Source organism: Ferrimonas senticii DSM 18821 (assembly GCF_000422665.1).
Taxonomy (GTDB): domain Bacteria; phylum Pseudomonadota; class Gammaproteobacteria; order Enterobacterales; family Shewanellaceae; genus Ferrimonas; species Ferrimonas senticii.
Genome location: NZ_AUGM01000007.1, coordinates 163067 through 184834 on the forward strand (window position 1 = coordinate 163067; position 21768 = coordinate 184834).

General features: G+C 56.6%; 19 protein-coding genes. 4 read left to right on the plus strand and 15 right to left on the minus strand.

From position 1 onward, the window contains the following. Positions 1-4: 4 nt before the first annotated feature. The 12 genes from G506_RS0106175 to G506_RS0106235 all read right to left on the minus strand — a co-directional run bounded on the left by G506_RS0106175 (position 5) and on the right by G506_RS0106235 (position 13053). Positions 5-1750 carry a GspE/PulE family protein gene (locus tag G506_RS0106175; RefSeq protein ID WP_028116101.1) on the minus strand — a complete coding sequence of 582 codons (1746 nt, stop codon included), beginning with the start codon at positions 1748-1750 and terminating at the stop codon, positions 5-7. Next, positions 1747-3030, minus strand: coding sequence for a tetratricopeptide repeat protein (locus G506_RS20885; RefSeq protein WP_051201951.1), 1284 nt, complete (start codon positions 3028-3030; stop codon positions 1747-1749). The genes G506_RS0106175 and G506_RS20885 overlap by 4 nt, the downstream gene beginning before the upstream one ends. Then, complete coding sequence (locus G506_RS0106190) at positions 3027-3941, minus strand: ExeA family protein (RefSeq protein WP_028116102.1); 915 nt, start codon at positions 3939-3941, stop codon at positions 3027-3029. Before G506_RS0106190 ends, G506_RS20885 begins: the two co-directional genes overlap by 4 nt. Before the next feature lie 15 nt (positions 3942-3956). Next, positions 3957-5579: a pilus (MSHA type) biogenesis protein MshL gene (mshL, locus tag G506_RS0106195; RefSeq protein ID WP_028116103.1), complete on the minus strand. Its 1623-nt coding sequence runs from the start codon at positions 5577-5579 to the stop codon at positions 3957-3959. Positions 5580-5581: 2 nt separating this feature from the next. Further along, positions 5582-5899, minus strand: a complete 318-nt coding sequence (locus tag G506_RS0106200) for a hypothetical protein (protein ID WP_028116104.1) — start codon at positions 5897-5899, stop codon at positions 5582-5584. Further along, a complete protein-coding gene (gspM, locus tag G506_RS0106205) occupies positions 5856-6524 on the minus strand; it encodes a type II secretion system protein GspM (protein ID WP_028116105.1) in 669 nt (222 codons plus the stop codon). Before gspM ends, G506_RS0106200 begins: the two co-directional genes overlap by 44 nt. Next, the gene (locus G506_RS0106210) at positions 6521-7129 is read right to left on the minus strand and encodes a PilN domain-containing protein (protein ID WP_028116106.1); all 609 of its coding nucleotides are present in this window, start codon (positions 7127-7129) and stop codon (positions 6521-6523) included. The genes gspM and G506_RS0106210 overlap by 4 nt, the downstream gene beginning before the upstream one ends. Further along, entirely contained in the window at positions 7113-7970 is an 858-nt protein-coding gene (locus G506_RS20380; RefSeq protein ID WP_051201952.1) for a hypothetical protein, read from the minus strand. The genes G506_RS0106210 and G506_RS20380 overlap by 17 nt, the downstream gene beginning before the upstream one ends. 129 nt (positions 7971-8099) lie before the next feature. After that, positions 8100-9992, minus strand: a complete 1893-nt coding sequence (locus G506_RS0106220; protein WP_028116107.1) for an EAL domain-containing protein — start codon at positions 9990-9992, stop codon at positions 8100-8102. Between the two features lie 206 nt (positions 9993-10198). Further along, a complete protein-coding gene (locus tag G506_RS0106225; protein WP_028116108.1) occupies positions 10199-10864 on the minus strand; it encodes a single-stranded DNA-binding protein in 666 nt (221 codons plus the stop codon). A gap of 120 nt (positions 10865-10984) precedes the next feature. Further along, the gene (locus tag G506_RS0106230) at positions 10985-11665 is read right to left on the minus strand and encodes a type IV pilus assembly protein FimV (RefSeq protein WP_035387085.1); all 681 of its coding nucleotides are present in this window, start codon (positions 11663-11665) and stop codon (positions 10985-10987) included. 32 nt (positions 11666-11697) lie between these two features. Further along, positions 11698-13053, minus strand: a complete 1356-nt coding sequence (locus G506_RS0106235) for an MFS transporter (RefSeq protein ID WP_028116110.1) — start codon at positions 13051-13053, stop codon at positions 11698-11700. Between the two features lie 196 nt (positions 13054-13249). On the opposite strand from G506_RS0106235, the gene uvrA reads away from it, so the two are divergent. Then, positions 13250-16075: an excinuclease ABC subunit UvrA gene (uvrA, locus tag G506_RS0106240; RefSeq protein WP_028116111.1), complete on the plus strand. Its 2826-nt coding sequence runs from the start codon at positions 13250-13252 to the stop codon at positions 16073-16075. Positions 16076-16459: 384 nt separating this feature from the next. Next, the gene (locus tag G506_RS20385; RefSeq protein WP_051201953.1) at positions 16460-16879 is read left to right on the plus strand and encodes a hypothetical protein; all 420 of its coding nucleotides are present in this window, start codon (positions 16460-16462) and stop codon (positions 16877-16879) included. Between the two features lie 24 nt (positions 16880-16903). On the opposite strand, the gene G506_RS0106255 is transcribed toward G506_RS20385, so the two are convergent. Then, positions 16904-17695, minus strand: coding sequence for a TetR/AcrR family transcriptional regulator (locus tag G506_RS0106255; protein WP_028116112.1), 792 nt, complete (start codon positions 17693-17695; stop codon positions 16904-16906). Between the two features lie 397 nt (positions 17696-18092). On the opposite strand from G506_RS0106255, the gene G506_RS0106260 reads away from it, so the two are divergent. After that, complete coding sequence (locus G506_RS0106260) at positions 18093-19595, plus strand: flavocytochrome c (RefSeq protein WP_028116113.1); 1503 nt, start codon at positions 18093-18095, stop codon at positions 19593-19595. A gap of 11 nt (positions 19596-19606) precedes the next feature. Beyond that, a complete protein-coding gene (locus G506_RS0106265; RefSeq protein ID WP_035387117.1) occupies positions 19607-19951 on the plus strand; it encodes a cytochrome c3 family protein in 345 nt (114 codons plus the stop codon). Between the two features lie 62 nt (positions 19952-20013). On the opposite strand, the gene G506_RS0106270 is transcribed toward G506_RS0106265, so the two are convergent. Together G506_RS0106270 and G506_RS0106275 are read right to left on the minus strand one after the other, a co-directional pair. Next, positions 20014-20340, minus strand: a complete 327-nt coding sequence (locus tag G506_RS0106270; RefSeq protein ID WP_028116115.1) for a hypothetical protein — start codon at positions 20338-20340, stop codon at positions 20014-20016. A gap of 61 nt (positions 20341-20401) precedes the next feature. Beyond that, a complete protein-coding gene (locus tag G506_RS0106275; RefSeq protein ID WP_035387118.1) occupies positions 20402-21766 on the minus strand; it encodes an SO_0444 family Cu/Zn efflux transporter in 1365 nt (454 codons plus the stop codon). Positions 21767-21768: the final 2 nt, after the last annotated feature.

A 21768-nucleotide genomic window follows, 5' to 3' on the forward strand; every position in this document is an offset into this window, starting at 1 on the left:
GCGCTTACTCGCTTAGCCGCTGCGCCAGACTCTGGTTCAGCTCACTGATGTCTTCCGCCAGTCGCATCGCTTCTGACAGGGTGGTTTGGCCTTGCGCGGCGTAATCCAGCGCCGCCAGTGCCAGCGGTCGGAACAGCGGATTGGCTTTAGCGGCCTTAGCAAACGCCAACGGATCGCTGCCGCGCAGCGCATCGATCATCGGTTCATCCAACTCCAGCAGTTCAAACACCCCGATGCGGCCACGGAAGCCGGTCTGATTGCAGCGTTGGCAACCGCTGCCACGATGGTAGCTTTGCGCCAACAGCTGCGGATCGTTGATGTGTTGTAACCAGGCTTTTTCCTGTGGCTCCAACGGGGTTTCATTGCGACAGTGGGGACAGATGCGGCGCACCAACCGCTGCGCCAAAATCGCCCGCAGTGCCGATGACACCAGATAGGGGGCCGCCCCCATGTCGATCAACCGCAGCGCGGAACTGATCGAATCGTTGGTGTGCAAGGTCGAAAGCACTAGGTGACCGGTCAATGAGGCGCGCAGACCGATCTCGACGGTTTCTTGGTCGCGCATCTCACCAACCATGATCACATCAGGATCCTGACGTAAGGTGGTGCGCAATACCTGCGAGAAGGTCAGGCCGATCTTAGGATTGATCTGCACTTGGTTGATCCGCTCAAGCCGATATTCCACCGGATCTTCAACGGTGATGATCTTGCGACTCGGCAGGTTTAATTCATTGAGCAAGCCATACAAAGTGGTGGTTTTACCCGAACCGGTTGGCCCGGTAACCAAAATCATCCCGTGCGGGCGATTGGCTTGCGCCCGCAACCGTCGCAACAACTCGTCTGGCATCCCAGTCTTGCTGACATCCAGCAAACCGGCGGATTGATCCAGCAAGCGCATCACCACTGCCTCGCCATGCTGCAGCGGCATGGTCGATACCCGCACATCGATGTCATGGCTACCCACTTTAAAGTGGAAGCGGCCATCCTGCGGTAGCCGTTTTTCCGAGATATCCATGCCACACATCAACTTGATCCGCAGCACCAGCGCGCTGGCGATGCGAAACTCATCCAGGGTGTGTTCCATCAGTTGGCCATCAACCCGATAGCGAATGCGCAGTATCTGTTCGTCCGGCTCAATGTGAATGTCCGACGCCCGTACCTGCAGCGCGTCCTCGAAGATCGACTGCAGCAACCGCACTACCGTGGCATCAGCGCCATCCTCTTCGTCGCTGAGCAAACCGCTGAGGTTAAAGTCTTGCTGCTCGCCATACTCTTCCGACAGTTCACCGGCGATCGACGCGATCTTTTCGGTGTGCCGATAAAGGTTATCGAAGGCATCCAAGATCTGCCCTTCGGTGGCGACCGCCAACTGGATCTGCCGTGGCGCCAGCAGCATTTCGAGGGTATCCAACGCCGCCAGATCGGCCGGATCGCTCATGGCGATCAGCACCGTGGCTTCATCGGCTTCAATCACCAGCGCCCGATAACGGCGGGCATGAACCTCTGGCAGTAACTGCACCAACGCCGGCGCAATGCGGCGACGGCTAATATCCAAAAATGGGATCGCCATCTGCTGCGACAAGATAGTCAGCAGCACCTCTTCGGTAACAGCGCCCATGTCGATTAAGGTGCGCCCCAGCTTTCGACCACTGCTGCGCTGCGCCGCCAAGGCCGCTTGCAGTTGTTGCTCGCTGATCGCCCCTTGTTCGACCAACAGATCTCCCAGGCGTTGTTTTAATTGTTGCTTCATTGCCCGACTCCTAAGAACTGCAGCCGCTGTTGGCTGTAGGCAGTACCGCTGGGATCCAGTCCCGGCAGTGCCAGTGCTTGTTGGTAGGCCTGTCTAGCCTGATCAACCGCACCGGTAAATTCCAAGCTGTAACCGAGACTGAGCCACCAATGAGCCTGCTGCGGTTGTTGATTCAGCAGCGCCCGCCAATCCGCCACCGCCAGTTGATGCTGGTTCAGTTGCTGCGCGAGTAACGCTCGTTGCAGTTGCTGCTGAGGTTCGCTAAGCAGATGCTGACTACGATTAAGCCACTGCAGCGCCAGCGTGTTATCGCCAACGGCAAGCGCTTGTTCGGCGCTGATCAGGACGTAGTCGATCTGCTGCGGGTACTGCTGCAGCGCCTGCTGTAACAGAGTTTCGGCCTGCGCGGCAGGCAGCAGTTGCAGCAACTGCAGCCGCGCCTGGTGCAAGCTGGGCTGCAGCGCCAACGCTTGCTCCAGTAGATTCTGCTGCTGAGCTTGGCTGCGGCCCGGTTGCTGCGCCTGCTGCCACAAGGCCGCAGCTTGTTCACCAATCGATAGCGGCGATGGCGCCACCTGCAGTGCGGGTTGCGGTGCCACAGCCACGCTTTGGGGCGCCGTACTGGCTGGTGTTGCCGTAACGGCGTCAGCGTTAACGGCGTCAGCACTGGCCACTTTGCTAGCAACCAATGGCGTCTTATGCGGCGTCGCCGTTGGTGCTAGTGCAGTTGGTGCTAGTACAGTCGGTTCTGGCTTGGCTGGTTGCGGTGACGCTTGGCGGCTTGGCGCCTCAGCCTCGACAGCAGCGCTGCTCGCCTGCGCCAGCGGCGCTGATGGCGCGGTTACGGCCGCGGTTGCCGAACTCGGTTGCGGTTGCGGCACCGCTTGGTCGTTTGGCGGTTCGCTAACGACGACCTTAGCGACCACTGGTGCGGTGCTCGTCTTGGCCGCCTCAACGGTTGCTGGCGCGTCTGCAGCCACAGTCGGCTGTGGCGCTACTGGCGACGGCGTCGAAACCGGCAATGGCTGTGTCTGTGTCTGTGTCTGTGTCTGTGTCTGTGTCTGTGTCTGTGTCTGTGTCTGTGTCTGTGTCTGCAACAGCGTCTGTAGCGTTGGCCACCACAACCACAACAGCAGCGGCAATAGCGGCAGCAGCAACCAACGCTTATCGAAGCGCGCAGCGGCCACAACCGTCGAAGAAGGTTGCCGAGCACGGTAAGGGATATTGCCGTGGCGCCCGCTACGCTCCAGCTGTTTTAGGGCATCGTTGATAACGCTCATAGCCCGACCTCGGGAAAAAATCGCAGCCAAAAGCCAGTTAATAACAGTGCCCAAATGCACAACCAGGTAATGCCACTGGTTGGCAGATAGCGCCACCAGCGCTGCGGCTCCACCGCTTCGGTATCGGCAATCGCGCGCTCGACCAACTGCCGATTCAGCCGCGCAACATTGCCGCCGAAGCCAAGCATCAAACACTTATGGGCGATCACGTTGACCAATCGTGGAATGCCGCCGCTGCGACGCCAGATAAGCGTTGCCAGCGCTGGGCTAAACAGCGGCGTGCCGCGATAGCCCGCTACCTGCAATCGATGTTGCAGATAATCAAAGCACTCTTGCTGAGATAATCCCCGTAATTTGTAGGCAAAGGTGATCCGCTGCCGCAACTGCCGCAGTTGCGGCTCAGCCAAGCGCTGATCCAACTCCGGTTGTCCCAACAACACCACCTGCAGCAACTTAAAACTCTCGGTTTCCAGATTGGTGAACAACCGCAGCGCTTCAAGGCTGTCGTCCGGCAGCGCCTGCGCTTCATCGACCACCACCACCACCGGTTTGTTGGCCATGGCGCAGGCCATCAGTTTGTCGCTGATCGCTTGGGTCAACTGCAGCGGGTCCAGATCGCCTCCCAAACCCAGTTCGGCAGCAAACGCCCGTCGCAGCTCTTGGCCATTAAGGTAGGGGTTTGGCAGCCAAGCAAACTGATAATGATCGCTCAGATCGTTTATCAGCTTGCGGCAGATCATGGTCTTGCCGGTACCCACCTCGCCGCTGACTTTGATAAAGCCTTCCCCCGCAGCCAGCGCAGTATGCAGCACCTGCAGCGCCTCCTGATGCGGCGGCAACTGACAGTAGAACTGGGTATTAGGCGTGAGGGTAAATGGCAACCGCGTCAGGCCATAGTGGTACAGATACATCAACAATTACCGGTATCAGTACCAGCCCTTAATCAGCTGCTGGCTTTGCTGCAACTGCTGCTGCCAGGTGCCCTGCTCAACCACCGTTGGTCGCAGCAAAATCACCAGCTCAGTCTTAACCTCTTCTTGGGCACGATTGGTAAACAGTTCGCCGACCACCGGGATATCCCCCAGCAGCGGGACTTTTGATTCCACCTGTGAGGTGCTGGTCTTCATCAAACCGCCAATCACCACCACATCACCGCTGCGGGCACGAACCAAGGTATCCGATTCACGAATTTCGCTTTGCGCCAGTGGCAATGAAAAATCATCGCCAAACACCGCTTTCTCTTGTTCGGTGATCTCACTGACCGATGGATGCACATGCAGCAGGACGTCACCGTTGGCGCTGATCTGTGGGGTGACATCCAAGGCGATGCCAGAGAAGAACGGCGTCAGTTCCACATCCGGTGTGGTTACTGGGTTATCGGATGCGACAGTGGTGGTGCTAAAGCCAGTGACAAAGTACTCATCGGTACCCACTTTAATCACCGCTTTTTGGTTGTTGACTGCGGTTACCCGTGGGCTCGACAGAGTGTCGACATCCCCTTGTGTGTCCAGCAGATTAATAACCGCTTCAAAATCTTCGCCTTTGAAAGTAAGACCGGTGATACCGCCAATGGCGCCGGTGATCACATCCCCGAGGCCAGCGTTACCAGAGAAGCTGCCGTTAATATCGATGTTGCCGCTGTTGCCGGCGCTGGCGCTGACGTCGGTCCAATTGATCCCTTGCTGATAGCCGTCGGACAGGCGTACCTCCAAGATCCGCGCTTCCAGCACCACTTGTCGGGTTAGGTTGGTTTCCGCTTGGGCAAGGAAATCCTTAACTTCACGGATCTCCGCTGGTGCCCCTTTAACGGTGACCAGACCCGCCTGTGGCAACACGATCACTTGCCGACCCGGGCCTGTGCCAACCATCTGGCTTAACACCAGTTGTAACTGGGTCCAGAAGTCGGTTTCAGTGCGCGTTTCAATAAAGGTGCCGTTACTGCTGTCAGAGCCGTTACTGTAACCGCCCCCACTGCCGTTATCGTCGCTATCAGAGTTATTCGAGTTGCTGTCCTCATCGTCGCTGATGCGGCCAGAATTAACCGAGGTCAGACTTAAGCCATTACGCTGCATCATCAGGTAGTTAACCGGAATGGTTTCGCTACGCAAACCAATCGGATAGACCTGAATCACGTTGCCGTTGATGCGCACGTCGTAGCCGTACAAGTCCTGCACGGTTTCCATCACTTGGGTTAGGGTGACGCGTTTTAAGTTAAGCGAGATGCTGCCGCTAACTCCTGGATGCACCGCTAGGTTGTAGCGGCTATTTTCCGCCAAACTGGCAAAAAATAGCTGTGCATCAATGCCATTGGCGGCGACATCGATCAGCGGTTGCGACGCTGGCTTAAGCGCCGGGTTGCTGTGCTTGAGTTGCTGTTGAACCGGCAGCGGCAACGGTGGCGGCGCGCTTGGTTGCTGCACTTGCTGCTGAGCTTGTTGCAGTGCCCCCAAGCTGTTGTTGGGCTGCAAATGTTGCGACGGCAGGTTTTGACATCCTGCCAATCCCAGCGTCAGTACCACCATTGAAATCTGTGTGCGAGTGCGTGCCATGGTTACTCCTGAGTCAAGACACTGATCTGAGGGAACAACCGCAGTTCGCGGCCGCTGCTCAAGATCACTCGATCGGAGCGGATCTGGCGGATCCGTTGGTCACCCCAACGATCCCCTTGACGGTATTGCTTGCCGCCAATCACTGCCAGTTTGTTGTTACCGCTGATCAAAATCGATTGTAATTGGCCTGTGGCCGCCGTCGCCGCAGGTGCCGCTGCCGGCTCTGCCCATGCAGGCGGTTCGGTCGGATCAATGCCATTGGCGTAGCTGCCGCAACTAATCAGTAGCAGTAGCAGCGCGTTGCGAGTCATAGCCAACACGGATCGGCTCCTGTTCGGTTCCAAGGGTATCCAGTTGCAAGCGCAAACGCGCCAGCGGAAATTCGGTCACCCGATAACTAAATTGACGCCAGTAAAACTGCCGTTGCATCTGCTCCATGCGCACCAGCGCCCGTTGCAGATCAAAGAAACGCCCCTCTAACTCGAGTTCGACCCCATGACGGTACAAGCCGCCCTGTGGCGACAATGATTCACTGTCGTTGATCTGCAGCTTAATAAGCCGTACCCCTTGAGCTTGCCCTAGCAACTGCGCCAGCGACGCCGCCATCTGCTCTGGCAACACCAGATCAACCAGTTGGTTATCCAGCCCCTGCTGCAGCTGCGCCAGCTGTTGCGCCAGTTGCTGCGATTGTTGCTGCAATGGGGCGTTGGGGTCTTGTTGCAGCTGACCATCAAGCAGTTGCAGCTGTTGCTGCATCTGGGTGATATCTTGCGCTACCGCCTGCCGTTGCCGCTCAGTGTCGGCACTGGCGTTTAGGCTTGGCTCAACCACGTAGGTAAAACCAAGGAGTAGCAGAGCTACCAGCACGGAGCTGGCGATCAGCCCCCGTTCCCGCTGGCTTAAGGCTTGAAAACGGGCGCACAGTTGCTGCCATTGCTGCTTCATTGGCTGGCCTCCGACACTGCTGCGGTCACCTGATGACTGGCGGTGAACCGCACCGGCCCCTGTTCATCGCCTTCAATCAGCAGATTGCGGATCGGCCGCCCTTGCAGCGATGGCCGCGAGCCCAAGCGATCGATCCACGTCGGCACCGCCGCGGCATTCTGTGCCAACCCGCTGATCAGCAAATAGTTATTGGCAAACTCAAACTGTTGCAGCCACACCTGTTTATCGGCGCTGGCCGATAGGTCTTGCATCAGCTTGGCGTACCCAGGCTCAATCAAAAATTTATCCTGCTGCAGCAGCTGCGCGATCTGCTCTAGCCCCTGCAGTTGCTGTTGCTGTTGCTTAATCTGGTTTTGCAGTGCCAGCGACGGTTGCAGCGCCGCCAGTTCGCTGGCGCGTAAGGCCAACTGCTGGCTCAGTTGCTGTTGCCGCTGTTGCTCAGCCTGTAGGCGCTGTTGCTGCTGATCCAAGCGCCATTGGCTGACTGCGGTCACCGCAATCAGCAGGATCAGCAGCAGCGCCGCCACCGCCAACAGCCGCGGCAACGTCAGCCGTGGCTGCGGTGGCAGCAACTGCGCGTTGAATAGGTTAATTCGTGTTTTCATGGTGCCCCCGCGCTAAGGCCGCGCCGTGCGCCAACATCTGCACCGCGCTGTGCTGGGCTTCCCCCAGGGGTTTGGCCGGTACTCCGAGCCCGTGCTGCAGTTTATCCGCTAACAGCTGTCGATGTTGCGACGGTACCAGCAGCCAGATCTGTTCCACCGGCGGCTGTCGCAATTGCCGTTCGAGATAATCCATCGACCGTTGCAATTCCAGCTGTAAGGCATCGAACAGGCCCGCCTCCAGTTCCAGCGCGGTTAGTGTATCCAGTTGATTAAATCCACGAATATTTCGCGAGAACAGCAATTTACCATCCACAGCCAACAGCACTTTCAGCGGCTGTTCTGGTAACAACCACAACAGCATCTGCGGTCGATCACCACTGCCCAGCAACTCCAGCAACAGCAGCTCTTCGATGCTTATCAACGACAATTCAAAACCATGTTGTTTGGCTTTATTGGCCAGTTTGGCCAGCGGCTGCCGGTCACTGACCACCACTTGCAATGGATCTTTGTCGGCGGGGTTGGCGGCTAATTGGAAGTAATCGAGTTGCATCCGAGGCACCGGCACATTGACCAAGTCACGCACCAGAAATGGCAGCGCTTGCGGCAGTTCGTGGTCAGCAACGGCAGGACGGTCGATCGCCACCAACTGATAATGGCTGGCGCTTAAGGCCAGTTGCAGTTGCGCCGGCCCCAGCTTAGCGGCGGCCTGCTGCCACTGTTTGTCATCACGGGCATCGATCTCGAAGCCGCCATTGTCATCCAGCAACCACAACTTGTTGTCGGCATGTAAGCAGCCACCGCAGATCCGTGCCGGAAGTTTTTTGCGAAATAATCCAAACACAACGGATTCCTAACTGACTTTAAATTGCAACCATCTGATAACAAAGCAATGATTTGACAATGTTTTTAGGATTAGCGTCGATATTATGACGGCAACATCGGAATTTTAACTAGAGCTAGATCAAGTCGCTTAAGAATCATCCTTAAGCTGGTTGAAAAAACTGCCTTGGCCCAGCGTCACCCCCAGTTCCAGCAGCGTTTGCCACTCTTGCTGTTGCTCCACCCCTTCTGCGATCAGTTGCAGCGGCCGATGGTTGGTTGATTGTAGCAAACTGGTGATTACCAGTTGGTTTTCCGGCCGTAAGTGGATATCGCGTACCAAGCTTGGGTGCAGCTTCAGCCAATCGACCGAGAACTCATCAATGTACTGAGTATGCTCAACGGTATAGCCAACGCCATCGACCGCCAACTGCACCCCGATCCGCTTCAGCTCTGACAACACTTTGGCCATCGCCGCCCCTTCACGCACCAGTTCCCGTTCGTTAACCTCAACCACTAACTGCGCCCGCCGCACTTGGTAGTTAGCCAACAACATACCGACGGATTTCCCAAACCGAGGATGCAGCACCGATTCCGCCGAGACATTAACCACCACCTGCTGATCCCAGCCTTGTTGCTGCATCTGCTTTAGTGCCAATGCCAATAGATCCCGTTCGATCCGCGGCCGCAAACCGCAGCGCTGCGCCATCGGTAGATACAGCGACGCCGGCAGAATGTTGCCTTGAGCATCCAACAGCTCGTTGAACTGCTCGCGCTTCACCAGTTGCTGCTGATCGTTGTAGATCCCTTGGTAAGTGGCTTGGATCCGTTGCTGCCTCAGTGCCGATTCGATGATGCTTCGCCAGCGCACCATACCTTGTTCCAACTGCTGATCGATGGCCGCTTTTTCATAGATAAACCAGTTGCTATGCCCTTGCAGTTGCGCCGCCCGCAGCGCCAATTCCGCCTCTTCAATCACCTGATCAATGTTTTCACCACGGCGGAAGTAGTTCACGCCAATATCCAGTAAGTGTTCCGGATCGGCTTTATCTGGCAAGTGCAGTCGATTAGCCAAACGTTGCAGTTTTTCCGCCAGCGACTCGGCCTCTTTTAGGGTCAGGCCGGTGATCATCAATCCCAGTTGCAACCGCTGCAGCCGCGCAAACACCTGTTTGCCAAGATCCTTAAGCAGCGGCTGAGTCAGATCGACAAACTGGCGCAGCAGTTCTAAGCGCTGGCGGTGATCAACCCGGTCCAGCCCTTCAAACTGCAGCAGATAGATAACCGCATTACTTTTGATCTGCTGCTGTTGGCTAAGCGCTAACAGATGCCGTTCAAAGAACAATCGGTTACCCAATCCTGTTTGATGGTCTACAAATACGTTGGTGCGGATCTGCTTATCCAATTCCAACTTGGCGCGTCGTTCATCCCGCCAAAGACCGTGCAAGATATTAAATGCCCGCGCCACCGATAATGGCCGCAGACCCTTAAGGTTCTCGCCTGCAGCGTGGTGATCGCCGTTATTAATTCGATTAGCCAAGTAGGCCAGCTCTTCGACGCCACGCAGTTCTCGGACCAACCAGCGATGGCCAACGCCAACCGCCAGCAATGACGCCAACACCCCACTGATTAGTAGCAACCACTCTTGCCAAGCGAACAGATTAAACAGGCTGGGAGCAGGAATGCTCATGGTCAACTGGTAGCCACCGGCCAGTTGCCGCTCAAAGATCGCCTGTGGTCCCAGATAGACAAAATCATTACGCCAAGTCAGCAGCGCTTCCTCGGCATTAGTCAGACGCAACTGCTGCGCGTCGAACCGAGTTAGCACGTCGGGCAACCAATCGTTCAGCTGTTCGGCATTGGGGTCTCGCTGTAACCGCAGTTCGACCAATTCGATGATGGTATCGGCTGCCGCATAGCGCGCATGGCTAACGGCAGAGAAACTGGCACTGATGGTACTGGCGGCGACGCTAACCAGCACAAACAACAGCGACGCCGCCCAAAATAGGATCAGTCGTCGGGTTTGTTCTCGATTGCGCTTCATGGTCGGCCTCCTGCCACGGTTCGTCAGGCTCAGAGTGCCTTGCTGATGCGGGATGTCAACCAATAGCAACTGAACAACACGAAGATAGTCAATAAGTTGCGGGATTTAGCCAAAGCAGCAGTAAGCCTGCTAGTCAAAACAGCAAAAACCCGCCGAAGCGGGTTTTGAAAGGCTGGATTGTTGCACCCTCAGGTACAAAGTCACTGCTAGAACGGGATATCGTCGTCCCAGCCTTCATCCATCTCTGGGGTAAAGCTTTGTGCTGGTTTTTGCTGTTGTGGTGCAGGGGCAGCTTGCTGCGGCGCAGGACGAGACTGCTGCTGTTGGTAACCGCCTTGCTGACCACCTTGGTTGCCACCGCCGAAACCACCCTGTTGGCCGCCTTGGTTGCTTTGACCGTATTGGTTGCCACCTTGGTTGAAGCCACCTTGGTTGCTCTGGCCGTATTGATTGCCGCCCTGCTGACCACCTTGGAAACCACCCTGGTTGCCGTAGTTGTTGTCAGGCTGACCGCCAAAGTTACCGCCGCCTTGACCGCCGCGAGAGTCCAGCATCTGCATCTGATCGGCGATGATCTCAGTGGTGTAACGGTCATTGCCGTTCTGATCTTGCCACTTGCGGGTTTGCAGTTTGCCTTCGATATAAACCTTGGAGCCCTTTTTCAGGTACTGACCTGCGATCTCACCCAGCTTACGGTACAGAGTCACCGCGTGCCATTCGGTACGCTCTTGACGCTGACCTTGCTGATCTTTCCATGATTCAGAGGTTGCAACACGGATGTTTGCTACCGCATTGCCATTTGGCATGTAACGTACTTCTGGGTCCTGTCCCAGGTTACCTACCAAGATAACTTTATTGATGCCGCCGGCCATCGTTGTCTCCACGGGTGTTTTTTCGATCCGTTCAATTTACCACAGGCTATGGCGAACCACAGCATGGAATTATCTCGAATAAGATCCCTTAGCCCTGCTCAAGCGGTCGCTTGGACGCCATTATTGCACCTGCTGAAACCACTGCTTAGCCGAGCTCTCATCCTGATAAGCGGCAATATCCTCGGGGCACTGCAACTGCCGACTTAGCAGTTGGTTCGGACCACCACGAAAATGGCGAGGATTAGCGTCATACAGCGCTTTCAGCATGCCGTAACGCTGCAGTGCAAATTGCGGGGCTAACCGCGCCGCCGCACGCCACAGGGTTTCCCCTTGGGCTAACTGACATTGGCCACTGGCTGGCTTGGTCTGCGGCGCCTGAGATGCCTTAGTCAGGGGCGCAATCACAATTGGCTGAACCGCCACCGCTGGCGTTACCGGCACCGTGCTAAGTTGGGCAGTTTGCGCCGTTGGCAAGCTAAAGCGCCCCAACGCCTCATTGCCAACATGCAACCAGCTGCTGGCCAGCAGTTCAGCACCAGCGGCGCTGGCATCTGGCAGAGCTATGCGCAACTGATAATCGTTGACCCGCTGATAGCGCAGCGGCGTCAATTGACCACGCTGCTGCAGATGAAAGCGCAGTTGCTGTTTATCGCGATCATCGGCCACCACGTTAATAAATACCGTTAACGCGCCATCAGCACTTTGCTCTACGCGGTTAACACTAAGGTGTTCGACCGCCGCCGTCGCCTGCGCGGCCACCAGTAGCAACAGCAGCATTAACCAAACTTTCATAGTGGTCATCACGGTTCCCATCGGGTTGCAGTTGTCCAAACTTAACTGTGAATGCAGGCTTTGGCGGCGCTGACATCAAAGCCATCCGCCACCTTCAAAAACGCCGCTTGCTGTTCTGGCAGTAGGATCACTTCCACTACCCCTGGCTGCGCCGACAGCTTAGCGGCAATCGCCTTGGCTTGGTTGGCATCACAGTGAACCTCTAAAGTGACACTTTTTACCTGTGGCGGATTTTGCATTGGCCACATCAACAGCAACCACAACCCAATCAACGCGGCGCACAGGGTAAACACCCCAACGGCACCAAGGTACTGGTAAAGCACGCCACCAAGCACGCCACCGATAAACGCGCCGCCGAACTGGGCGGTCGAGTAGATCCCCATTGCCGAGCCTTTATCCCCCGGCGGACTTAAGCGCGAAATCAAGCTAGGAAACGCCGCTTCCAGATAGTTCAAACCGACAAAAAACAGCAAGGTCCCCAGCGCCAACAGCCACAAGTTATTGACTCCCAGCGCCAGCACCACACAGGCGATCAGTTGCAAGCCAATGGCAAACAACAGCGGTCCACGGGTGGTTTTTTTCTTCACCCCGTAAAGGATAATCGGCACCATCAGCGCAAACGCCAGCAGCAGCATCGGCAGATACAGTTGCCAATGATTGGCCTTATCTAAGCCGGCTTCTAACAGCGCCAGCGGCAGCGCCACAAAGATCGCGGTGATCAACAGATGCAGCACCATGATCGAAAAATCCAACCGCAGCAGCTGCGGATCTTTGAGCATCGCCAGCAATCGTTTCGGGGTCGCCACCAAGTCGCCGGACGGCGCTCGTTGCACTGCATTGGGCACCAACAGATGCACCATCGCCAGCGCCGCTAACGCCAACACCGCGGTCAACGCGAACAGGCCATTGACGCCCAAATGTTGCGCCAGCAGCGGCCCGGCCACCAGCGCCACGGTAAAGGCAACGCCGATAAAGGAACCGATCACCGCCATCACCTTCGGCCGTTGTTCGTCACGGCTAAGATCCGACGCCAGTGCCAGTACTGCCGACGCCACCGCCCCTGCGCCCTGTAGCGCTCGACCAACGGCAACGCCGTAGATCGAATCGGCGCAAGCGGCCACCACCGAGCCGATGGCGAACATCAGCAACCCTAAGGTGATCACCACCTTGCGACCATAGCGATCAGAAGCGATCCCGGCCGGGATCTGCAACAACGCCTGAGTTAAGCCGTAAGCACCAATAGCAATACCGACCCACAGCGGCGAAAAGCCCTGCAGCGCTTGGCCGTAGGTGGCCAATACCGGCATGATCAAAAACAGACCAAACATGCGCAGGCCGTATACCCCCGCCAGCGAAAAAGCCGCCCGTTTTTCAATTGGATTTAGCGCTTGGCTCACCCAGTGTTCCTCTCTTTGAAAGTAATCGGCGCAGTGTAACAAATGCCTCTGCCACGCCGATGAAGTTTTTTGCCGCGGTCACGATACTCCGATCGCTACGCCATCGCTGTTCGTCGGCCGATAACTGTGACAATCCTGCCGAGCCTGCGCCAGTTATGCGATACTGTTAACACTTTGCCGCCAACCAGTTGCTGTGATGGACAAAATTGAAGTTCGTGGGGCCCGCACCCACAACCTGAAAAACGTAAACCTGACTATCCCACGGGATAAGTTGATTGTGATCACCGGCCTCTCGGGCTCGGGTAAGTCGTCACTGGCGTTCGATACCCTCTATGCCGAAGGTCAGCGCCGCTATGTTGAATCGCTGTCGGCCTACGCCCGCCAATTCCTGTCGCTGATGGAAAAGCCCGACGTCGACCATATCGAAGGGTTGTCACCGGCGATCTCCATCGAGCAGAAGTCCACCAGCCATAATCCGCGCTCTACCGTTGGCACCATCACCGAGGTCTACGACTATCTGCGACTGCTATACGCCCGCATCGGTGAGCCGCGCTGCCCAACCCACGGTGAACCGTTAGCGGCGCAAACCGTCAGCCAGATGGTCGACAAGGTGCTTAATCTGCCGGAGGGCAGCAAACAGATGCTGCTGGCTCCGGTGATCAAAGAGCGCAAAGGCGAACATCAAAAGCTGTTGGAAAGCTTGGCTGCACAGGGCTACATCCGTGCCCGGATAGACGGCGAGATCTGCGATTTGTCGGATCCACCGACGTTGGAACTGCATGTGAAACACACCATTGAAGTGGTGGTTGATCGCTTTAAGGTGCGTGCCGATCTGGCCCAGCGCTTGGCGGAATCGTTTGAAACCGCGCTGGAGCTGTCCGGCGGCATCGCCACCGTGGCCAGCATGGATGACGATGGCAGCGAACCGCTGCTGTTCTCGGCCAACTTTGCTTGCCCAATCTGTGGCTACTCGATGAGTGAACTGGAACCGCGGATCTTCTCCTTCAACAACCCTGCCGGTGCTTGCAGCAGTTGTGACGGCTTAGGGGTGCAGCAGTTCTTCGACGAAGAACGGGTGGTCTCCAACCCAGAGCTGTCGTTAGCAGGTGGCTGCATTCGCGGCTGGGATCGGCGCAACTTCTACTACCACCAGATGCTGCTAAGCCTGGCCGATCATTACCAGTTCGATCTGGAAACCCCATGGCAGGATCTGCCGGCGAAGATCCGCAAGCTGGTACTGGATGGCAGCGGCCGCGACAGCATCAGCTTTAAATACAACAACGATCGCGGTGACACCGTGGTGCGCAAGCACCCGTTTGAGGGGATCCTCAACAACCTCAACCGCCGTTACAAAGAGACCGAATCCAACACCGTTCGCGAAGAGCTGGCCAAATACATCAGCACCAGCGCCTGCCGCAGCTGTGGCGGTTCCCGCCTGCGGGAAGAAGCGCGTAACGTCTTCGTCGCCGAAACCCCACTGCCAGTGCTCACCGAATGGTCGATTGGCGAAGCCGCCGACTGGTTTAACGGCCTCAAATTCGAGGGTCAAAAAGCGCAGATCGCCGCTAAGATCCTCAAAGAGATCCAAGATCGCTTGGGCTTCTTGGTCAACGTTGGCTTGAACTACCTCACCCTGTCGCGCTCCGCCGATACCCTGTCTGGTGGTGAAGCCCAACGCATTCGTTTGGCTAGCCAAATTGGTGCCGGTTTGGTGGGGGTAATGTACGTACTTGACGAACCCTCCATCGGTCTACACCAGCGCGATAACGAACGCTTGCTCGGCACACTCGAACACCTGCGCGATTTGGGCAACACCGTACTGGTGGTGGAACACGACGAAGACGCCATCCGCGCCGCCGATCACATCATCGATATCGGCCCCGGCGCTGGGGTCCACGGCGGTGAGGTGGTGGCCGAGGGCACCCTGAAGCAGATCCTCGCTAACCCCAACTCGCTGACCGGCGATTATCTCTCTGGCCGCAAACAGATCGTGGTGCCAAAGACCCGTACGCCAAACGATCCCGATAACCAGATCAAGTTGTACGGCGCCTCTGGCAACAACCTCAAGAACGTTGATCTCAGCATTCCGGTGGGGCTAATGACCTGCGTGACTGGGGTCTCAGGATCCGGCAAATCGACGCTGATCAACGATACCTTCTACAAGATCGCCCACATCCAACTGAACGGTGCCAGCGTCGATGAACCGGCGCCGTACCAAAAAGTGGAGGGGATGGATCGCTGCGACAAGGTAGTGGATATCGATCAAAGCCCGATCGGCCGCACCCCACGCTCGAATCCGGCCACCTACACTGGGATCTTTACCCCGATCCGCGAACTGTTTGCCGGCACCCACGAAGCCCGCTCCCGCGGCTACAAGGTGGGGCGGTTCTCGTTTAACGTTAAGGGCGGCCGCTGTGAAGCCTGTCAGGGCGATGGCGTGATCAAAGTGGAGATGCACTTCCTACCAGACGTGTACGTCCCCTGCGATCAGTGCCAAGGCAAACGCTACAACCGCGAAACCTTAGAGGTGCACTACAAGGGCAAGAGCATTCACCAAGTGCTGGAGATGACCGTCGAGGAAGCGCGCGAGTTCTTTGACGCGGTGCCAGCGATCGCCCGCAAGTTGCAGACGCTGATGGACGTTGGCCTCTCCTACATTCGCTTGGGGCAAGCGGCCACCACCCTATCTGGTGGTGAAGCGCAGCGAGTCAAGCTGGCGCGGGAGCTGTCGAAACGCGACACCGGCAAAACCCTGTACATCTTGGATGAGCCAACCACCGGCCTGCACTTCAAAGACATTCAGATGCTGCTAGACGTGCTGCACCGCTTACGCGATCACGGCAACACCGTGGTGGTGATTGAGCACAACCTTGATGTCATTAAAACCGCCGACTGGATTGTCGATCTTGGTCCAGAGGGTGGCTCCGGCGGCGGCCAGATCTTGGTTACCGGCACCCCAGAACAAGTGGCTAAACATCCAGATTCGCACACCGCACGCTTCTTAAAACCGATGCTCGGCTAACCGCAAATCACTGGGGCGCGTTGACGTTTGGTGTTAAGAATTTGGTCGAGGATAGCGGCTGTCAATCGAGGATTGCGATTGAAGGCATAGTGGCTCTACGTCGAAATCGTGTGACGAGGAGTGACAGCCGCTAGTCCGACCCTGCAAGGCGCCCCTCAGTGATTACCGAACAGCAAAAGTAACCAACCAATATCAATTGGCTTTCAAAAACAGCCAATAACGGGTGCAAAAATATATAGCAAAGGTCAACGCGCCCTAACCGAACGGTGCCGTTTTTTGTTGGCCGCTGTACAGCCAACGCGTAGCTAATTTGGCCGATAACTTGCGATTTAGCAGCGCCATAGGCACGGTAATGACTGGCTTGCGAAACAGGATCACGGCGCAATGGCGGCTCAGAGGGCGAACCTCAAGGACAATGGCGAAACCAGCATCCGCAACGGGTTTTGGTTTTACTTCAATGATGGCGACGATCAAATCGTCGCCCACGGCTGCGGCCACTCGGGCAAAGAAACCGTCTATCTCAACGACAAGGTTATCTCCAGCAAACGGGTTTGGGGACTGACCGGCCTACACCCATTTCGACACAACGGCCACCACTACCGCATCAAAATGCGGGTCTGCAGCGTGTTAAATCACAGCATTGAATGCCAGTTGGAACGGGATCACCAACCCTTTGCCAGACAAGTCAAAGCGCTGGTTGAGCCGGGTAGCCCCAGCCAAGGGGTAAGCCAATACCTCGTCAAGCCAGCGGCGTTCGGGCTGATTGTCGGCGCTGGCGCGATGCTGGGGTATATCGCCATCTAAAGACCCTGTAGTAGCGATGACAAGCTAGACCGCCCCCAACACCGCGATCTCTGGGGTGATCTGGCGACAGTCGGTTAAGCCATTAAGACGCTGGCAGTTGCGACAACTCTTATTCTCCAGATAGTGCCGTTCAAAGAACTGCTCAATCCGCTGTCCCAATTGGGTCAGTTCGGCCACGGTGAAGCGCTGCTGCCATTGGTAGTTGTTTAGCAAACTGGTGAGCTGACGATAGAAGGTATGCTGCGGCTCTCCCAAATAGCGCGACTCCATCAACTGACTTTCGAAACTGGATAAGATCCCCGCCAAAAAGAAATACAACGCCTGAGTCACTTCCGTGACCCGATTCTCCGGCTCCAGCAATACCCCTTGCTGCTGCGCTTGCTCAATGTGCAGCTGCACTCGACTCCAAAACAGGTTAACCCGCTGGCGCATGGCATTAACCTTTTCGTCGCTGGCCAGCTGCCAACACAGACTGTTGATCGACACCACCCGTAAGGTATTAAAAGTGGGACTGCGCTGCACCGCTAACCAAGAGAAGATCGCCGGCATCGCCGCCAGCAGCCGAGCATCGATATCAGGGTTTTGCGCTAAGAAGATCGGCATGTAATTGGAGGTGCAGTTGCGCAGAAATAGGCACACCAGCACATCCTCCTTCGACTTAAAGTGCTTGTACAACACATGGTTGGAACAGCTCGCCAACTTGGCCATCTCAGCAAACCGAAACGACACCAAGCCGCGCTCATCCAACAAGGCTTCAGCGGCGTTGAGTAATTGATCGCATTGCAATCGTTCAAGGTTGGTCGATGGGCACTTCAAGTGGGCGATTCTCAAGAGGAAAATGGCAGTCTGCCATGCGCTGAAATTGGCCTCTACGGCAACTTCAGGATCTGCGATAGCGCTAGAAAATTTATCGCGAACACAGTCACAAACTTCATTCTAATCAGTCACTAATGCAGCTTATCCAGCAAAATCTATGACGATTTTAAATGGCTGACCAACAGCCACCGCACAACCAGAAAATAATTTGTTACCGCCCCCCTAAAAGCGTCGCCTCGGCCACAGAAAAAAATCGCCAACGACCTTCAGAAAAAAGTTTAACGGCGCCGCCGCAAACATTTTTTCTGGCGAAATTTGCTGGTGATCGCCATCACATTTGCCCTGGTGTTAGTCATTGCATTCTGTCTGCGAGCTTCGAATTGATGGAGATAGGATGATGAAAGACAGACGTTCCTTTTTAAAACTGGGTGCCGGCGCCGCAGCCGCTGGTGCAATGCTGCCGTTTGCCAGCCACGCCAGTGGCAATGGCGTTAACTGGGATGCCGAATACGACATGGTAATCGTCGGCTCCGGTTTCGCCGGATTGGCCGCCGCCATTGAGGCCAAGCGCCTCAACTGCAAACGCGTATTGGTGATTGAGAAGATGGGGGTCTACGGCGGCAACAGCACCCTTAACGCTGGCCAAGCCTGCTTTGCCGGTACCGATCTGCAGAAAAAACTCGGCATCGAAGACAGCGCCGAGTTGATGGTAAAAGACCAATTGGCCGCAGGCCGTGGTATCGCCAGTAAAGAGCTGCTGATGGCCAGTGCCGAAATTGGTCCATACGTTTACCAGATGACCAAAGATTGTGGCGTGCGCTATCGCGACCACATCATCACCACCGGCGGCACCAGCGCCACCCGCAGCCACCAAACCGAAGAGCGCTCTGGCGCTGGCTTTATTCAGCCGATGCTAAAAACCGCCCGCAAGATGGGGGTTGAAACCGTCATTCGCCACAAGTTTGAACACCTGATCCGCGATGACAACGGCGCGGTGATCGGCATCCAAGTGCGTCGCGGTTACCACTTTGGCCACGAAGACAGCGGCGAGCTGATCAACGTTCGCGCCCACAAAGGGGTACTGATGGCCACCGGCGGTTTTGGCTACAACGTCAGCCTGCGCCAAGCGCAAGATCCAACCCTGACCGCCGAAGTGGGCTGCACCAACGCCAAAGGTGCCACCGGCGATGGCCTAATCGAAATGTTGGCGGCCGGTGCTACTCCGGTGCACCTGTCGCACATTCAATCGGGCCCATGGGCGTCACCAGACGAAGGCGGCTTCGGCTACGGTGCCGGTTTCTCGCTGTATAACTTCCCCCATTCGATCGCCATCGATCGCAACACCGGTCTGCGTTTTATGAACGAGATCGCCGACCGCAAAACCCGTGCCGATCTGGAACTGCAACGCCGCGACAAGGATGGCAACCCTAACCCAGCACTGTTGATCGCGCCCAAGCATGAAGCCCAAAACGATCCATCGATGGAGAAAGTGCTGAAGTACAACGTCGCCTGGGAATTTGACTCGGTCGAGGCGATTGCCAAGCACTTTGATGTGCCATTGCAGCCGCTGCAGCAGCAGATCAACGATTGGAACGACTTTGTGGCTAAGGGTGAAGATCCGCAGTTTGGTAAGCGCATGGACGCCGGCCGTGGCATTAAGCTGACCGCGCCGTTCATCGTCCAACGCTTATGGCCGAAAGTGCACTACTGCCAAGGCGGGATTCAGATCAACCCGCAAGCGCAGGTGATCGCCGCTCGCAACGGCCAGCCAATCCCCAACCTGTATGCCGCCGGTGAAGTAACCGGTGGCGTCCACGGCGTTAGCCGCTTAGGGGGGTGTTCCACCCCAGAGTGTCTGGCATTCGGCGTTATCGCCGCCCGTTCCATCATGAAGGCGTAATCACTATGAACATCAAACAACTCTGCATTTGCGCCAGCTTGGCATTGGGATTGGCTTGTGGCGTCCACGCCCAGGATCAACGCGATTATCACCAACCACTGTACGAAGAGGGCTGCGACAGCTGCCACGATCAGGGCATGAACAAGTTCCCGTCGGACGAGGCTTGCTTGCAGTGCCACGATCCAGCCGAGGTGGCCGAGCAAACCGCCCGTGAAGGGGAAGAGAAACTGCAGAACCCTCACGACAGCATGCACTACGGCCAAGATGCGCCCTGCATGGAATGTCACGGCGAGCACACCCCGAAAAAAGCGCTGTGTCAGGAGTGCCATAACTTCGACTACCCGAAGTTTAAGTAAGCCCTGCTAGAAACCAAGAGGCCAACTCGATTGAGTTGGCCTCTTTGGCGTTAGCACGCGGTTTATTCGCTGGCCGTGTCGGTCATCAACTGGCAATTCCAGCCCCAACTGCGTTGTAGATCGGCAAACACTGCGGCTTTATCGGCGCAGTAGCCTTCGGTGTTCAGCGCTGACCACAGCACTTGCGACTCGCCTTGTTTCTGATAGACCACTTCGCATGGCAGCGACGTGCCCTGAGGGTAGCGCACCTCAATGACGCGCTGATCGCTAGCCAATTGGCACTGGTAACGTTGTGGCTCGGCAACATCGCCGCCGACCGCCATCACGGCATCGTTAGCGTAAACCGAGGTAGTAACCAGCAAGCTTGCCAGCAGCGTCAGTGATTTCATCGTTCTATCCCTCTAAACAAATACGGAGCGCCGCAGCGCTCCGTAAACTTTCCGATATCGGTTAAGCGGTAGCAACGCGACCTAAGGATAACTTTTTCAGCAAGCCTTTGACCATCAATACCGCCAATAACGCGCCACTGCCGTACACCAGCCAGTGTGGCAGCATCCGGTGTTCTTCACCGACCATCGGCATCACTTCAAAACCAAACTCCGCTACCGCCCAGTCGACCCCAAAGGCAAACACCATCGCGGTACCGATGACGCCCACCAGGTAAGCCCACAGTGCCCGCTTGCCCAGTTCGTTGCGAACCACGCCCAGCGTGGCAATGTTAGTGGCCGGACCGGCCATCATAAACACCAGTACCGCCCCCGGGGAAACCCCCGCCAGCAACAAGCCCGCAGCAATTGGGGTTGAGGCAGTGGCGCAGATATACATCGGGATAGACACCAACACCATCACCACCATCGCCATAATGCCACTGCCCCATTGGGTCAGGAATGACGCCGGCACAAAGGTGTTGATCAGCGCGGCAAAGAACAAACCCACCATCAACCACACGGTGGTGTCTTTGACCAGATCGTTGCAGGCGTAGGTGATCCCAGCCCACAGTTTTTGCAGCACGGTTTTCTCAGCCGGTGCCGCCGCTTTCGAGGCGCAGCAACCGCCGGATTTTGGCTGTTCCGCAACCGGCTTGCTGCCGCAACAGCTGGCCTTAGTTGGTTGTGATTGTGACTGTGGCTGTGCCTCCGCTTGTAACGGTTTAGCTTTACTGCCACCACAGCAGCGACTCGCTTTGACCTGCGGTTTTACCGCCATAATGCCACTTGGAGCCGCTTGAGCGGCCATCGGCGCAAAACTTGGCGTAGGTGCTTTGGCTTTGCCGCCACAGCAGGATTTTTTCTCTGCAACAACCGGCTCTGGCTTTGCTTTACCGCCGCAACAGGATTTTTTCGCTGGCTCCGGCTCTGGCTGCGCTTGCGCTTTGCTGGCACAGCAGCTTTTCGGCGCCGGTCCTGACTTTGGCGCTTCATCATCGCGGCCAACCAACAAACCGGCGACGATTGCCGAGGTCACCGCCGCAATCGGTCGCACCACTGCCATAAAGGGGCCAAGCAAGACGTATGACACCGACACCGAATCAACCCCGGTTTCTGGGGTCGCCACCAAGAACGAGGTGGTCGCCGCTTTGGAAGCACCAGAGCGACGCAGCCCTACTGCCGCTGGGATCACCCCGCAAGAGCACAACGGTAACGGCGCACCAAACAACGCCGCTTTGATGGTCGGCTTAATGCCGGTGCCGCCAAGCTGCTTTTCCATCCAGCTCATCGGCACAAACATCTTAATCATCCCCGCCATAAACAGGCCCAGCAGCAGCCATGGGGCGGAATCTAAAAATAGGTCGAAGAAGTTAGCGGCCAGCGCCATTA

Bases quoted from the DNA above. Each gene is read 5' to 3' on its own strand.
- G506_RS0106275 (WP_035387118.1), bottom strand. From the start codon at position 21,766: ATGGCGCTGGCCGCTAACTTCTTCGACCTATTTTTAGATTCCGCCCCA.
- G506_RS0106225 (WP_028116108.1), bottom strand. From the start codon at position 10,864: ATGGCCGGCGGCATCAATAAAGTTATCTTGGTAGGTAACCTGGGACAG.
- G506_RS0106230 (WP_035387085.1), bottom strand. From the start codon at position 11,665: ATGACCACTATGAAAGTTTGGTTAATGCTGCTGTTGCTACTGGTGGCC.
- gspM (WP_028116105.1), bottom strand. From the start codon at position 6,524: ATGAAGCAGCAATGGCAGCAACTGTGCGCCCGTTTTCAAGCCTTAAGC.
- mshL (WP_028116103.1), bottom strand. From the start codon at position 5,579: ATGGCACGCACTCGCACACAGATTTCAATGGTGGTACTGACGCTGGGA.
- G506_RS0106220 (WP_028116107.1), bottom strand. From the start codon at position 9,992: ATGAAGCGCAATCGAGAACAAACCCGACGACTGATCCTATTTTGGGCG.
- uvrA (WP_028116111.1), top strand. From the start codon at position 13,250: ATGGACAAAATTGAAGTTCGTGGGGCCCGCACCCACAACCTGAAAAAC.
- G506_RS0106270 (WP_028116115.1), bottom strand. From the start codon at position 20,340: ATGAAATCACTGACGCTGCTGGCAAGCTTGCTGGTTACTACCTCGGTT.
- G506_RS20885 (WP_051201951.1), bottom strand. From the start codon at position 3,030: ATGAGCGTTATCAACGATGCCCTAAAACAGCTGGAGCGTAGCGGGCGC.
- G506_RS0106190 (WP_028116102.1), bottom strand. From the start codon at position 3,941: ATGTATCTGTACCACTATGGCCTGACGCGGTTGCCATTTACCCTCACG.
- G506_RS0106175 (WP_028116101.1), bottom strand. From the start codon at position 1,750: ATGAAGCAACAATTAAAACAACGCCTGGGAGATCTGTTGGTCGAACAA.
- G506_RS20385 (WP_051201953.1), top strand. From the start codon at position 16,460: ATGGCGGCTCAGAGGGCGAACCTCAAGGACAATGGCGAAACCAGCATC.
- G506_RS0106210 (WP_028116106.1), bottom strand. From the start codon at position 7,129: ATGAAAACACGAATTAACCTATTCAACGCGCAGTTGCTGCCACCGCAG.
- G506_RS0106260 (WP_028116113.1), top strand. From the start codon at position 18,093: ATGAAAGACAGACGTTCCTTTTTAAAACTGGGTGCCGGCGCCGCAGCC.